At 56.3% G+C, this 13,469-nt stretch carries 11 protein-coding genes; 9 read left to right on the forward strand and 2 right to left on the reverse strand.

Features of this window, described 5'->3' with window-relative positions:
• The first annotated feature begins 17 nt into the window (after positions 1–17).
• Genes thiB through thiQ form a run of 3 tightly spaced genes read left to right on the forward strand, consistent with a single transcriptional unit; the run spans position 18 to position 3,272 of the window.
• Positions 18–1,001, forward strand: a complete 984-nt coding sequence (gene thiB, locus C3708_RS09490; RefSeq protein ID WP_103949137.1) for a thiamine ABC transporter substrate binding subunit — start codon at positions 18–20, stop codon at positions 999–1,001.
• Entirely contained in the window at positions 977–2,587 is a 1,611-nt protein-coding gene (gene thiP / locus C3708_RS09495) for a thiamine/thiamine pyrophosphate ABC transporter permease ThiP (RefSeq protein WP_103949138.1), read from the forward strand. Before thiB ends, thiP begins: the two co-directional genes overlap by 25 nt.
• Positions 2,571–3,272 (forward strand): thiamine ABC transporter ATP-binding protein ThiQ, encoded by a 702-nt coding sequence (thiQ, locus tag C3708_RS09500; protein ID WP_103949139.1) that lies wholly within the window; start codon positions 2,571–2,573, stop codon positions 3,270–3,272. Before thiP ends, thiQ begins: the two co-directional genes overlap by 17 nt.
• A gap of 204 nt (positions 3,273–3,476) precedes the next feature.
• Here thiQ and C3708_RS09505 read toward each other — a convergent pair whose 3' ends face one another.
• Both C3708_RS09505 and araC read right to left on the reverse strand, forming a co-directional pair.
• Positions 3,477–4,244 carry a DedA family protein gene (locus tag C3708_RS09505; protein WP_095284175.1) on the reverse strand — a complete coding sequence of 256 codons (768 nt, stop codon included), beginning with the start codon at positions 4,242–4,244 and terminating at the stop codon, positions 3,477–3,479.
• 128 nt (positions 4,245–4,372) lie between these two features.
• On the reverse strand, positions 4,373–5,215 hold the full coding sequence (gene araC, locus C3708_RS09510; protein ID WP_095280750.1) for an arabinose operon transcriptional regulator AraC: 843 nt from the start codon (positions 5,213–5,215) through the stop codon (positions 4,373–4,375).
• Between the two features lie 337 nt (positions 5,216–5,552).
• Between araC and araB the strand changes: the two genes are divergently transcribed.
• The 6 genes from araB (at position 5,553) to polB (ending at position 13,427) form a co-directional block, all read left to right on the forward strand.
• Positions 5,553–7,262, forward strand: coding sequence for a ribulokinase (gene araB / locus C3708_RS09515; protein WP_103949140.1), 1,710 nt, complete (start codon positions 5,553–5,555; stop codon positions 7,260–7,262).
• A 10-nt stretch (positions 7,263–7,272) separates the two neighbouring features.
• Positions 7,273–8,775 carry an L-arabinose isomerase gene (gene araA, locus C3708_RS09520; RefSeq protein WP_095280748.1) on the forward strand — a complete coding sequence of 501 codons (1,503 nt, stop codon included), beginning with the start codon at positions 7,273–7,275 and terminating at the stop codon, positions 8,773–8,775.
• A 104-nt stretch (positions 8,776–8,879) separates the two neighbouring features.
• The gene (gene araD / locus C3708_RS09525; RefSeq protein ID WP_103949141.1) at positions 8,880–9,575 is read left to right on the forward strand and encodes an L-ribulose-5-phosphate 4-epimerase; all 696 of its coding nucleotides are present in this window, start codon (positions 8,880–8,882) and stop codon (positions 9,573–9,575) included.
• Between the two features lie 137 nt (positions 9,576–9,712).
• A complete protein-coding gene (locus C3708_RS09530) occupies positions 9,713–10,564 on the forward strand; it encodes a hypothetical protein (RefSeq protein WP_103949142.1) in 852 nt (283 codons plus the stop codon).
• Between the two features lie 2 nt (positions 10,565–10,566).
• The gene (locus C3708_RS09535) at positions 10,567–11,025 is read left to right on the forward strand and encodes a hypothetical protein (RefSeq protein ID WP_103949143.1); all 459 of its coding nucleotides are present in this window, start codon (positions 10,567–10,569) and stop codon (positions 11,023–11,025) included.
• Positions 11,026–11,069: 44 nt separating this feature from the next.
• Positions 11,070–13,427, forward strand: coding sequence for a DNA polymerase II (gene polB, locus C3708_RS09540; protein WP_103949144.1), 2,358 nt, complete (start codon positions 11,070–11,072; stop codon positions 13,425–13,427).
• Positions 13,428–13,469: the final 42 nt, after the last annotated feature.

The raw sequence follows: 13,469 nt of genomic DNA on the forward strand, positions 1-13,469 counted from the left end.
CAACTTTGAGGTGCAAAGTGTTAAAAAAAGTTCTCCCCCTGCTGGCGCTGTTCGCGCTGCCTGCTTTTGCCAAACCCGTTTTGACGGTCTACACCTACGACTCCTTTGCCGCCGACTGGGGCCCTGGCCCGGTGGTCAAAAAAGCCTTTGAAGCCGATTGCAACTGCGAACTGAAATTCGTGGCGCTGGAAGATGGCGTCTCCCTGCTGAACCGTCTGCGGATGGAAGGCAAAAACAGCAAAGCCGACGTGGTGCTGGGTCTCGACAACAATCTGTTGGAAGCGGCCTCGCAAACCAATCTGTTCGCCAAAAGTGGGATCGCCACCGATGCGGTGAGCGTTCCAGGCGGCTGGAAAAATGACACCTTCGTGCCCTTCGATTACGGCTACTTCGCCTTCGTCTATGACAAAAACAAGCTCAAGAATCCGCCGAAAAGCCTGAAAGAACTGGTTGAGAGCGACCAGAAATGGCGCGTAATTTATCAGGACCCGCGCACCAGCACGCCAGGCCTGGGCTTGCTGCTATGGATGCAAAAAGTGTACGGCGATAAAGCCCCTGAAGCCTGGCAAAAACTGGCGGCCAAAACCGTCACCGTCACCAAAGGCTGGAGTGAGGCCTACGGCCTGTTCCTGAAAGGTGAAAGCGATTTGGTTCTGAGCTACACCACCTCTCCGGCCTATCACATCATCGAAGAGAAAAAAGACAACTACGCCGCCGCAAACTTTGCCGAAGGCCATTATCTGCAGGTGGAAGTCGCCGCGCGTACCGCCGCCAGCAAACAGCCAGAACTGGCAGAAAAGTTCCTGAAATTTATGGTCTCTCCTGCGTTCCAGAATGCGATCCCGACCGGCAACTGGATGTACCCAGTGACCGACGTGACGCTGCCCGCCGGCTTTGATCAGCTGAGCAAACCGCAAACCACGCTGGAATTTACTCCACAGCAGGTTTCCACTCAGCGCGCCGCCTGGATCAGTGAATGGCAACGCGCCGTCAGCCGTTAATTCCCGACTGGCTGCTCCCTGGGCTGACTGCCGCCACGCTGATGGTGGTGGTGAGCCTGGGGGCTTTTCTTGCCCTGTGGCTGAACGCACCGGAAAGCGATATCGCCGCGCTGTGGCAGGATAGCTATCTCTGGCACGTGGTGCGCTTCTCCTTCTGGCAGGCGTTTCTCTCGGCATTGCTTTCTGTCGTCCCGGCGATTTTTTTGGCGCGGGCCCTGTACCGTCGGCGTTTCCCTGGCCGACAGGCGTTGTTGCGCCTGTGCGCAATGACCTTAATTCTGCCCGTGCTGGTCGCTGTGTTTGGCATTTTGAGCGTGTACGGACGACAGGGGTGGATCGCCACGCTGTTGAATGCGCTTGGCATCGAATGGAGTTTCTCCCCTTACGGCCTGCAGGGCATTTTACTCGCTCACGTATTCTTTAATATGCCGATGGCGACGCGCCTGTTCCTGCAAGCGCTGGAAAACATTCCCGGCGAGCAGCGCCAGCTGGCGGCCCAGCTCGGGATGCGCGGTTTTGCCTTCTTCCGCTTTGTCGAGTGGCCGTGGCTTCGTCGGCAGATCCCGCCCGTTGCGGCACTGATTTTTATGCTCTGTTTCGCCAGCTTTGCCACCGTGCTGTCGCTTGGTGGCGGGCCGCAGGCGACCACTATTGAACTGGCGATCTATCAGGCGCTGAGCTTTGACTACGATCCAGGCCGCGCGGCGCTGCTGGCAATGATTCAGATGTTCTGCTGCCTGGGGCTGGTGCTGCTCAGCCAGCGCCTGAGCAAGGCGATTGCCGTCGGCAGTCATCAGGTGAACGGCTGGCGCGACCCGCAGGACAGCCTGCGCAGCCGTCTGAGCGATCTCGTGCTGATCGCCCTCGCGCTCTTATTACTCCTCCCGCCGCTGCTGGCAGTGGTGGTAGACGGTCTTAATCTGAATCTGTTATCCGTGCTGCAACAGCCGGTGCTGTGGCAGGCGCTGTGGACGTCACTGCGGATCGCCCTGGGGGCCGGGTTGCTGTGCGTTGTGCTGACCATGATGCTGCTGTGGAGCAGTCGCGAACTGTACGCCCGCCAGTCCCGCATCTTCGGACAGGCACTTGAGCTGAGTGGAATGCTGATTCTGGCGATGCCAGGCATTGTGCTGGCGACCGGATTCTTTTTACTGTTCAACAGTACCCTCGGATTACCTGACCATGCCGACGGGATCGTTATCTTCACCAACGCGCTGATGGCTATCCCCTACGCGCTGAAAGTGCTGGAAAATCCGATGCGCGATCTGAGCGCCCGTTACACGCTGCTCTGTCAGTCACTGGATATGCGCGGCTGGCAGCGGTTGAAGGTGGTGGAACTCCGCGCTCTGAAGCGCCCACTGGCACAGGCGCTGGCGTTTGCCAGCGTGCTGTCGATTGGCGATTTCGGCGTAGTGGCGCTGTTTGGCAACGACGATTTCCGCACCCTGCCGTTCTGGCTGTATCAGCAGATTGGCTCGTATCGCAGTCAGGATGGCGCGGTCACCGCCCTGCTCCTGCTGCTGCTGTGCTTTACCCTCTTTACCGTTATCGAAAAACTTCCGGGGCGCGATGCTAAAACTGACTGATGTAACCTGGCTTTATCAGCATCTGCCGATGCGCTTTACGCTCTCCGTCGAGCGCGGGGAGATGATTGCGATCCTCGGCCCGAGCGGTGCAGGGAAAAGCACGCTACTGAATCTGATTGCAGGTTTCTTGCCTCCGGCACGCGGGGAGATGGTGATTGACGGGCAGACCCACACCCTCACGCCGCCTTCCCAGCGCCCGGTGTCGATGCTGTTCCAGGAAAACAACCTGTTTACCCATCTGACGGTGCGCCAGAATATCGGCTTAGGGATGAATCCCGGCCTCAAGCTGACCGCGGCTCAGCGTGAGAAACTGGACACTATCGCGCAGCAAATGGGACTGAATGAATTTCTCGACCGACTGCCGGGTGAGCTTTCCGGCGGCCAGCGTCAGCGCGTCGCGCTAGCCCGCTGTCTGGTTCGCGAACAGCCGATTTTACTCCTCGACGAACCTTTCTCCGCCCTCGACCCGGCGCTACGCCAGGAGATGCTGTTGCTGGTGAAGGAGGTGTGCCAGCAGAAGAACCTGACCATGCTGATGGTGTCGCACAGCGTAGAAGACGCCGCGCGGATCGCGGCGCGCTCTGTGGTGATCGCCGACGGACGCATTGCGTGGGACGGGGAAACGCAAGAGCTGGTAAGTGGGAAGGCGAGTGCCTCAGCGTTGTTGGGAATCGTGCCGCAGTAAAAACGCCGGATGGCGGCTACGCCTTATCCGGCCTACGGTTCGAGCCCTTGTAGGAACGGTAAACGAAGCGCCACCGGGCAATATCAGACCGCACCATGTTTAGTCATTCGAGCCCTTGTAGGCCCGATAAGCGTAGCGCCATCGGGCAATATCAGGCCGCACCGCCGTTCGGGCCGCTGTAGGCCTGCGCCACCGGGCGATAAACTACCGGCTCACCACCTTCAACAAAATCTCGCCATACACCGGCATCAATGGATGACGAATCAACGCCACCAGCGCCACCACGGCGATCCCGAGCGTCAGGGGAGCAAGCATCATCAGGCGGCCACGCGGCAGATAGTGGGTCAGACGATCGGTCCCCGCTTTCGCACTGCGCCACAATCTCCAGCACAACCACACCGCCACCCACAGTAATAGCGCGGTGGCGAGCAACAGCCATTTAAAATGACCGCTTTGCGCATCGGCAGGAATATCAATCGCCGCACCGGCAAGAATGCCCGGCAGGAAATAGAGCGGCGGCCACAGGATACAGCCGATGATGTTCGGCAGAAGAAACTTTGCGACAGGCAGGTCCAGCATCCCGGCAACCATCGGCACAATCGGCCGCGTTGGCCCAATAAACCGTCCGATCAGGATCGTAAACATGCTGTGCTGATGCAGGGCATGTTCGGTTTTATCGAGCAGCGCTTTGTTCTTTTTCATGAACGACCAGCGATGCAGCGGCTTTTTGAAGCGCCAGCCTAACCAGAAAGAGATCCAGTCGCCCAGCAAACAGCCGATAATACCGGCCATCCACGCCTGCCAGAAGTTAACCTCGCCGCTGCCGATCAGCGCTCCGAGGCCTGCCATCATTACCGTACCGGGTAAAATCAGCCCGACCAGCGCCAGCGATTCAAGGAAAGCCACTAGCGCGACGGCAAGCAGCGAGTAGGCGACGGACTGCGTAATAAAATGTTCCAGCAATGCCTGCATAACGATTCCGGTCAGATAACGAAGCACGGATTCTGCGAAGTGCATCCTGCCGCGTCAAGACAACAATTGTCTGAATAGTTTACCGGGTGCCGCCAGACTTCACCTGTTTGTTTAGTTTTATTTACGTTTTATTCACACCCGGCGCGGAATTCGCTCGGGCTGGCGCCGGTGCATTTCTTAAAGACGCGCGAAAAATAGAGCTGATCTTCAAAGCCAACGTTACGCCCGACGGTGGCGATCGGCATCCGCGTGGTGCTGAGCAGCAGTTTGGCCTGGCTGATGCGTTGATCCTCGCGCCAGCTCAGGACGCTCACGCCGAGCTGCTGGCGGAACAGGTGCGACAGGCGCGACGGCGACAAACAGACGTGCTGCGCCACGCCCGCAATATCAAACTGGCTGTCCGACAGATGATCGCTAATGTACTGACAGGCATCGCGCACGCGGTTATCCAACGGCGGATTGAGCGATTCGTTAATCGCCTCCATGCGACGCAACAGCAGCTGTTCCAGCAGATTTATCGCCAGCAGTTCGGCATAGCGCCCGCCCGCCTGGGCCTCGATAATCTGCGCAAACAGCTCGCGGAACTGCGCCTGGTGCGCCTCGTCGGGGCGATAAAAACCGGTATGGGCAAAAATCGCCGGCCACGCAAGCCACTCCTGCCAATAGGCGCGCGGGCGGAAATAGACCCACTGGTGATACCACTCTTTCGCATCGGGATGGCGGCCATAGTGGTGAATCTCCCCCGGCGGAAACAGCAATATATCGCCTGGGCGACAGATAAACTGCCGATCGTTATTTTCAATCACCCCTTCGCCGCGCACGGTAATATTCAGAATGTAGCCTTTCATACCCAGCGGGCGATCGACAAAAAAGTCGAGGTAGCCGTCGGCTTCGATGGGGGTCAAACCCGCCACCAGATGGGCGTTGAAGGAGTAACCCGGCAACAGGGGATCGTTTTGTATTTCAGCCATAAACAGGTGACTCCCGACGGTCAATAAGGAAACAAATTGTCCATATCGATAAAAACTGCCTTAAAACGAGTCGTTAAAAGATCCCAATCGTATGTCCGCTCTTTTAACTCCGCTTTTCCTCAGCCTTTACCCCAGATTTATCCGCGACATCGTGCACATCAGCAGTAACAAAAGTGTCTATAACTGCGGCAGAAATGTCCACATTGAATATTTGCACGGCGTCACACTTTCCACCTCAACAGCAATTTAATCCATAAGATTAGCGAATCCTGCCTGACGATTTTCGCCCCCAATCTCTAATGTTGATCCATACCCGTTTTTTGATGGAGCAACATAAATGGCAATTGCGATTGGCCTCGATTTTGGCAGTGACTCGGTACGCGCCCTGGCGGTGGAGTGTGGTACGGGCCAAGAAATAGCGACCAGCGTTGAGTGGTATCCGCGCTGGCAAGAGGGGCGTTACTGCGATGCGCCAAATAATCAGTTCCGCCATCATCCGCGCGATTACATCGAATCGATGGAAGCGGCGATCAAAACCGTCCTCGCCGAACTGAGCGAATCGCAACGTGCGGAGATCGTCGGGATTGGCGTCGACAGCACCGGCTCTACACCTGCTCCGGTAGATGCCGAAGGCTGCGTGCTAGCGCTACGCCCTGAGTTTGCCGACAACCCGAACGCCATGTTCGTACTGTGGAAAGACCATACTGCGGTTGAAGAGGCCGAAGCCATCACCCGTTTGTGCCATCAATCCGGCAAGGTGGACTACTCCCGTTACATTGGCGGAATTTATTCCAGCGAGTGGTTCTGGGCAAAAATTTTACATGTCACCCGCGCCGATCGCGACGTGGCACAGGCCGCGGTGTCGTGGATTGAGCTATGTGACTGGGTGCCTGCGCTGCTGTCAGGCACCACCCGTCCGCAGGATATTCGCCGTGGACGCTGCAGCGCCGGGCATAAATCACTGTGGCATGAAAGCTGGGGCGGACTGCCTCCGGCGGCGTTCTTTGATGAACTCGACCCACTCATCAATCAAAGCCTGAAATACCCACTGTTTACCGACACTTATACCGCTGATATTCCGGTCGGCACGCTCAGCGAAGAGTGGGTGCAGCGTCTGGGCTTGCCGCAAAATGTCGCCATTTCCGGCGGCGCGTTCGACTGCCATATGGGTGCCGTTGGCGCAGGCGCACAGCCGAACACGCTGGTGAAAGTCATTGGCACGTCGACTTGCGACATCCTCACCGCCGATAAAGCCACCGTCGGCGATCGCGCGGTGAAAGGCATTTGTGGACAGGTTGACGGCAGCGTAGTGCCTGATTTTATCGGTCTGGAAGCGGGGCAATCGGCCTTCGGTGATATCTACGCCTGGTTTGGCCGCGTACTCGGCTGGCCGCTGGATCAGCTGGCGGAAACCCATCCAGAGCTGAAAGCTCAGATCGCTGCCAGCAAAAAACAGCTTCTCCCGCAACTCACCGAAGCCTGGGCCAAAAACCCGTCGCTGGATCATCTCCCGGTGGTGCTCGACTGGTTTAACGGCCGCCGTACGCCGTTTGCTAACCAGCGTCTCAAAGGCGTGATTACCGACCTCAACCTGGCAACCGACGCGCCCGCGCTGTTTGGCGGCCTGATTGCAGCCACCGCCTTTGGCGCACGCGCCATCATGGAGTGCTTCACCGAACAGGGCATCGCGGTCAACGAGGTGATGGCGCTCGGCGGTATCGCGCGTAAAAACCCGGTCATCATGCAGGCCTGCTGCGACGTGCTGAACCGTCCGCTGCAAATCGTCGCCTCCGATCAGTGCTGTGCCCTCGGTGCTGCCATTTTCGCCGCCGTGGCGGCAGGCGTTCACGCGGATATCCCGACCGCGCAGCAACATATGGCGAGTGCCGTCGAAAGCACGCTCCAGCCTCGCACCGCACAGGCTCAACGCTTCGAACAGCTTTATCAGCGCTACCTGCAATGGTCGAAAAGCGCCGAACAACACTATCTCCCTGTCGCCGCCCCGGCCAAAAACACCGCGGAAAAACCGGCAACCCTGACACATTAAGGACACGATAATGAGCATTTTTAACAATTATGAAGTGTGGTTTGTCATTGGCAGCCAGCATTTATACGGACCGGCAGCGCTGCAACAGGTGACGAAACACGCGGAACACGTGGTTAATGCCCTGAACGCCGAGGCCAAACTGCCGTGCAAACTGGTGCTGAAACCGCTCGGCACCACGCCGGATGAGATCACTAACATCTGCCGCGACGCCAACTACGACGATAAATGCGCCGGGATGGTAGTGTGGCTGCACACCTTCTCTCCGGCCAAAATGTGGATCAACGGTCTGACGATCCTTAACAAACCGCTTCTCCAGTTCCATACCCAGTTCAACGCCTCCCTGCCGTGGGACAGCATCGACATGGACTTTATGAACTTGAACCAGACCGCGCACGGCGGCCGCGAGTTCGGCTTCATCGGCGCGCGTATGCGCCAGCAGCACGGCGTAGTGACTGGCCACTGGCAGGATCAACACGCCCAGCAGCGCATCGGCTCCTGGATGCGCCAGGCGGTATCGAAACAGGATACCCGCCATCTGAAAGTGGTGCGTTTTGGCGACAACATGCGCGAAGTGGCGGTGACGGACGGCGATAAAGTCGCCGCGCAGATTAAGTTCGGTTTCTCGGTTAACACCTGGGCCGTGGGCGACCTGGTGCAGGTAGTGAATGAAATCAGCGAGGGCGACATCAGCGCGCTGGTCGATGAATACGAAAGCAGCTATCGCCTGACCGCAGCGGCGCAGATCAACGGCGACAAACGTCAGAACGTCATCGATGCGGCGCGCATTGAGTTAGGCATGAAACGCTTCCTGGAACAGGGCGGTTTCCACGCTTTTACCACCACTTTTGAAGACCTCCACGGCCTGAAACAACTGCCCGGCCTGGCGGTACAACGTCTGATGCAGCAAGGCTACGGCTTTGCGGGCGAAGGCGACTGGAAAACCGCCGCCCTGCTTCGCATCATGAAGGTGATGTCGACCGGTCTACAGGGCGGCACCTCGTTTATGGAGGATTACACCTACCACTTTGAGAACGGCAACGATCTGGTGCTGGGCTCGCACATGTTGGAAGTGTGCCCTTCCATCGCCGTCGAAGAGAAACCGATCCTCGATGTGCAGTACCTGGGCATCGGCGGCAAAGCCGATCCGGCCCGTCTGATCTTCAACACCCGCACCGGCCCGGCGATTAACGCCAGCCTGATTGATCTGGGCGATCGCTTCCGCCTGCTGGTGAACTGCGTGGATGCCGTCGAGACCCCGCATTCCTTGCCGAAACTGCCGGTGGCGAACGCCCTGTGGAAAGCACAGCCGGATCTGCCGACCGCATCCGAAGCCTGGATCGTCGCCGGTGGCGCACACCATACGGTCTTCAGCCATTCGCTGGATCTGAACGATATGCGTCAGTTCGCGGAACTGCATGACATCGAGCTGACCGTTATCGACAACGACACCCGTCTGCCAGCGTTTAAAGATGCGCTGCGCTGGAACGAAGTCTATTACGGTTCAAAACGTTAAGCACGCTGCCGGATTGCCCGGTGGCGCTTCGCTTACCGGGCCTACGGGAGGGCACAAATACTGTAGGCCGGGATCGCTGCGCGCCACCCGGCATGGAGACAACAATGTTAGAAGATCTCAAACGTCAGGTGCTGGAAGCCAATCTGGCCCTGCCGAAACACAACCTCGTCACCCTCACCTGGGGTAACGTCAGCGCCGTCGATCGTGAGCAAGGCGTGTTTGTGATCAAACCCTCTGGCGTGGATTACAGCGTGATGACCGCCGAGGACATGGTCGTGGTGAGCATCGCCACCGGCGAAGTCGTCGAAGGGACTAAAAAGCCCTCTTCCGATACGCCAACCCATCGCCTGCTGTATCAGTCATTCCCGTCTATTGGCGGCATCGTCCACACCCACTCGCGCCACGCCACCATCTGGGCGCAGGCCGGGCAGTCGATACCGGCGACGGGCACGACGCACGCCGACTATTTCTACGGCTCTATCCCCTGCACGCGCAAAATGACCGACGCCGAAATCAACGGCGAATATGAGTGGGAAACGGGCAACGTGATTGTCGAAACCTTCGAAAAACGGGGGATCGACGCGGCACAAATGCCTGGCGTGCTGGTTCACTCCCACGGCCCGTTCGCATGGGGGAAAAACGCCGAAGACGCGGTGCATAACGCCATCGTGCTCGAAGAGGTCGCCTACATGGGGATCTTCTGCCGCCAGCTGTCACCGCAGCTCCCGGACATGCAGCAAACGCTGCTGGATAAACACTATCTGCGCAAGCATGGGGCGACGGCGTATTACGGGCAGTAAAACCTTTAGGGCGTCTGCGATACGGGCGCCCTATCAATGATATAATCTATCAATAGTTTTGTTGAAATAATAAAAAAATCACATTTGTTCCCCCAGACCTCCTTTGCTATAAAAATAATCCACAAGGGAGGTGAATAATGAGCACTCGCAGCGATATAACCGATGGAGTATTTTCAACAACCCGTAATAGCGGATTAGTTTACACGGAAAAGCTGGGCTGGATTGATTTGGGTCATGCTCAGGGGAATGATGCCCGGGCATTAAAAGATAAGCTAGATAATGAGTCTTACCCCCAATATTTCGAAGAGTATGGTGACTGGTACTTTCCGGTCTCATATCATCAGGAAATGGCGAAAAAAGGACGATTTCCTGGATATGAATTTACGTTTCATACAGGCGTTAATACCCAGGTCATGGTGAAAGCGTGTTTATCGCCGGAATCAAAAGCAAGAGTGGCATTAACAATCATGTATGGCACAGCTATAAGGTTCGAGGCATGGCAAAATTCGATCCTTTTTAACTGGTATACCGATAGCGGCTTTAGTGCTGAGGATTTAGTGTCAGATTTGGTCGGTTTCTATCGCGTGTTTGGTAAGGGACCAGACCCACTTTGGCTTGCGAAACCTGTATCCTATGAAACCGCCATCCAGATATGGGATTCGCACGGTCCTATCGGGCATTACAAGAATACGACGTTTTCGCCACTCCAGTTCTCTTTGCATCCGCCTATGAAGCATGGCGAGCCTGTCCGAAAAAATTTACCTGCATGGTTAAATTACATTAAGCCGTTCGGCCATGAGTACAATAATTTTTTTCTCAATCAATTTAGAAACAGACCTATCGATAACTTCTTTAGCGATCGTTCGCGTATCAACCATGAGCTTTATGGTTCGATCACGTCATCCTACACAAAAAATTATTCAGATGATCCTTTCGAACGCCCAATGTACTTCTTATTCAACCCTCACCAACCTCATTACGTCTGGTAAAAATGAAAAAATGGATCTTACTCTTATTCGTTGCTTTATTAATGCCATCATTTTTCATTTATGGATGGTTTTCTCTGACAACCGGAGAACATCATTATTCTCGCACAGATATTTTTTCTTACTGGCTATATACCCCCACTAGTTTACGACAAGCTCCCGCGATCTCAGAAAATGCAGAATACAGATATATTTATGATCCCGACTCTCAGCACATGACTGTAACAATTCTCTGGAAAAACATTGGGAATAGAGTTCTACAAAAGGCTCAGCTCATTGATTTTATCCAAAAACAAGGCGGCTTTGAGCAATACGACTGCGTGTGGCGCTATTACGATGAAAAGGATTATACGGATAACTACCGGCGGTATTGTGTGTTTCAAAAATCAGAAACTCTCGAATTAGAATATTTTGAAACTGAGAGACGAATAAGTACTGTACAAAAAATCAGTGAAATCGATTAAACCAGGCTATACTCACGCCTGGTTTTGTTTTATGGGATAACGGCGTGGCGCAGGCGCGAGAAGGCTTTTTACTGACCCGACACTGGCGGGACACTCCTCAGGGAACCGAGGTGGAATTCTGGCTGGCAACGGACGACGGCCCGCTGAACGTCACACTTGCGCCGCAGGAGTCCGTGGCCTTTATCCCGGAACAGCATGTTGAAAAAACGCGCGAGGTATTGCGCGGTGAAAACGGCTGGCGCATCACGCCGCTGGAACTGAAAGATTTCCACCGCCAGCCGGTGTACGGGCTGTATTGCCGCGCGCATCGCCAGCTGATGCGCTATGAAAAGCTGCTGCGTGAAGCGGGCGTGACACTCTACGAAGCCGACATTCGTCCGCCTGAGCGTTTCCTGATGGAGCGCTTTATCACCGCCCCCGTCTGGGTCGACGGCACACCGCAAGGTGACAGGCTGATCAACGCCCGTCTGAAACCCAATCCCCACTACCGCCCGCCGCTGAAATGGGTGTCGCTGGATATCGAAACCACCCGCCACGGCGAGCTCTACTGCATCGGGCTGGAAGGCTGCGGCCAGCGGATTGTTTATATGCTGGGGCCAGAAAATGGCGATGCCTCAGCTCTCGATTTCGAACTGGAGTACGTCAACAGCCGCCCGCAGTTGATCGAAAAACTCAACCAGTGGTTTGCCACCCACGACCCTGATGTACTGATTGGCTGGAACGTAGTGCAGTTTGACCTGCGCGTTTTGCAAAAACATGCCGAACGGTATCGCATCCCACTGATGCTCGGGCGCGGCAACAGCGAACTGGAGTGGCGCGAGCACGGTTTCAAGAACGGCGTGTTCTTCGCTCAGGCCAATGGCCGGGTGATTATCGACGGCATCGACGCCCTCAAATCCGCTTTCTGGAGTTTCTCATCTTTCTCGCTGGAAGCGGTGTCGCAGGAGCTGCTCGGAGAAGGGAAATCCATCGACAATCCCTGGGATCGCATGGACGAAATCGACCGACGCTTCAACGAAGACAAACCGGCGCTGGCGACCTACAACCTGAAAGACTGTGAGCTGGTGACGCGGATTTTCCATAAGACGGAAATCATGCCGTTCCTGCTGGAACGCGCCACCGTAAACGGCCTGGCTATCGATCGTCACGGCGGATCTGTCGCTGCATTTGGGCATCTGTATATACCGCGTATGCACCGCGCGGGCTATGTCGCGCCAAATCTCGGCGAAGTGCCTCCGCAGGCCAGCCCCGGCGGGTATGTGATGGACTCGCGGCCTGGACTGTATGATTCGGTGCTGGTGCTGGATTATAAAAGCCTGTACCCGTCGATCATTCGTACCTTCTTGATCGACCCCGTCGGGCTGGTTGAGGGCATGGCGCAGCCCGATGACGCGCACAGTACGGAAGGTTTTCTCGGCGCGCGTTTCTCGCGGGAAAAGCACTGCCTGCCGGAGATCGTCAGCCAGATCTGGCACGGGCGCGACGAGGCCAAGCGCCAGCACAACAAACCCCTTTCTCAGGCGCTGAAAATCATCATGAACGCCTTCTATGGTGTGCTCGGAACCAGCGCGTGCCGGTTTTTCGATCCGCGTCTCGCATCCTCGATCACCATGCGCGGGCATGAGATCATGCGCCAGACCAAAGCGCTGGTGGAATCCCAGGGCTATGACGTGATCTACGGCGACACGGACTCGACGTTCGTCTGGCTGAAAGGCGCGCACAGCGAAGAGGCCGCCGCAAAAATCGGCAACGATCTGGTGGCTTTCATTAATGACTGGTGGCAAAACCATTTGCAAAAAGAGCGGTTAACCAGTGCGCTAGAGATTGAATTTGAAACCCACTTCAGCCGCTTTTTGATGCCGACGATTCGCGGCACCGAGCAGGGCAGCAAGAAGCGTTACGCCGGTTTGATTCAGGAAGGCGATACGCAGCGCATGGTGTTTAAAGGGCTGGAAACGGTTCGCACCGACTGGACCCCGCTGGCGCAACAGTTCCAGCAAACGCTCTATTTGCGCGTATTCCGCAACGAGCCGTATCAGGATTATGTCCGCGAGACCATCGCCAGCCTGCTGGCCGGAGAGCTGGACAGTCAGCTGGTGTATCGCAAGCGCCTGCGCCGCCCGCTGGCGGAGTATCAGCGCAATATTCCGCCGCACGTTCGCGCCGCACGGCTGGCCGATGAGGAAAACGTGCGCCTCGGGCGTGCGCCACAATATCAAAACCGGGGAACCATCAAATACGTCTGGACCACCAGCGGCCCGGAGCCGGTGGATTATCAGCACTCACCGCTGGATTACGATCACTATCTGACGCGTCAACTCATGCCTGTCGCCGATGGAATATTACCCTTTGTCGACGATGATTTTGCTACACTCATGACAGGGCAACTGGGGCTATTTTGACGCGTGACGAAAACGCCGCCATCCAGTACCATAGCGCCCTTT

The organism is Lelliottia sp. 7254-16, assembly GCF_002922995.1.
In the GTDB taxonomy this organism is placed as follows: Bacteria; Pseudomonadota; Gammaproteobacteria; order Enterobacterales; family Enterobacteriaceae; genus Enterobacter; species Enterobacter jeotgali.